This window comes from Mesorhizobium sp. WSM4313, assembly GCF_002294725.1.
Classification (GTDB): Bacteria; Pseudomonadota; Alphaproteobacteria; order Rhizobiales; family Rhizobiaceae; genus Mesorhizobium.
Genome location: NZ_NSFT01000044.1, coordinates 1 through 1,139 on the forward strand (window position 1 = coordinate 1; position 1,139 = coordinate 1,139).

Annotated in this window: 3 protein-coding genes; all 3 read left to right on the plus strand. The window is 58.5% G+C overall.

Annotated elements, in window-relative coordinates; translation table 11 throughout:
• A partial coding sequence (locus CK219_RS30980; protein ID WP_141245434.1) for a DUF1003 domain-containing protein occupies nt 1–312 on the plus strand: 312 nt, incomplete at its 5' end.
• Between the two features lie 70 nt (nt 313–382).
• A complete protein-coding gene (locus CK219_RS30985; RefSeq protein WP_095770219.1) occupies nt 383–748 on the plus strand; it encodes a VOC family protein in 366 nt (121 codons plus the stop codon).
• Nucleotides 749–777: 29 nt separating this feature from the next.
• On the plus strand, nt 778–1,139 hold a 362-nt coding region (locus CK219_RS30990; protein WP_176477204.1), incomplete at its 3' end, for an endonuclease/exonuclease/phosphatase family protein.

The following is a 1,139-nucleotide window of genomic DNA, read 5'->3' on the forward strand; positions in this document are numbered from 1 at the left end:
CCCTGGGACCCATCACTGGTCATCTTGGCTATGTTCGCCTCGGTCGAGGCCATCTTTCTCTCGACCTTCGTGCTGATCAATCAGAACCGAATGAGTGCGGAGGACAATTCCAGGGCAGACCTCGATCTGCAGGTCAGTCTGCTCAACGAGCACGAAACCACCAAGCTTATCAAGCTGGTGGAGGAGATTGCCAAGCGTCTGAACATAGATACCGATGCGGATCACGAGCTCAAGGAACTCAAGCGCGATGTGGCGCCGGAGGCGGTTCTGGACAAGATTGAAGAGGTGGATGACCGTCGGACGCCCAAGTGACAGCTCGCCAATAGAAGCGGCAATTTGAAACTGAGGCGCTACCAGGTTGGGTCAATCAGAGGATAGGAGCATGTTCGACCACATCGGCTTCAACGTCGGGAATTTAGAAAAATCGCTCGCCTTTTACAAAGCAGTGCTCGCTCCTCTCGATCTTGGCGTGCTCGAATCCGGAGAGGGCTGGGCAATGTTGGGTGGCCATGCCGGTCGTCTCTGGATAGGGGCATTCGGACCTCCTCCTGCACCTATCCACATAGCGTTCCGAGCCGGCTCCCGCGCTATGGTGCACTCGTTCTACAAGGCAGGCCTCGCCGCCGGAGGTCGCGACAATGGCGCGCCTGGCATTCGCGCCCAATACGCACCGGATTATTATGCAGCTTTTGTGCTCGACCCGGACGGCCACAATGTCGAGGCCGTAGCCTTCGCCGCAGATGTCTGAAGCAGCGCACTCCACGTAAGGAAAACATTGTGACGCGGATCGCGACCTTCAACGTCAACGGTGTCAACGGCCGGCTGCCGGTGCTCCTGAAGTGGCTTGGCGAGACCGACTATGACGTGGTCTGTCTTCAGGAACTGAAAACATCCGACGAGAAATTTCCCATCGAAGCAATACGGGACGCCGGTTTCGGCGCGATCTGGCACGGCCAGAAATCCTACAACGGAGTGGCGGTGCTGGCGCGAGGGAGGGATCCGGTCGAACGTCGCCGGGGCTTGCCTGGCGATCCCGACGACACGCACAGCCGATATCTGGAGGCTGAAATCGACGGCCTGGTCGTCGGTTGCATCTACCTCCCGAACGGCAATCCGGCGCCGGGCCCGAAATTCGATTA

What these genes read in the sequence shown, in the direction of transcription:
- CK219_RS30985 (WP_095770219.1), top strand. Translation starts at nt 383, where the DNA reads ATGTTCGACCACATCGGCTTCAACGTCGGGAATTTAGAAAAATCGCTC.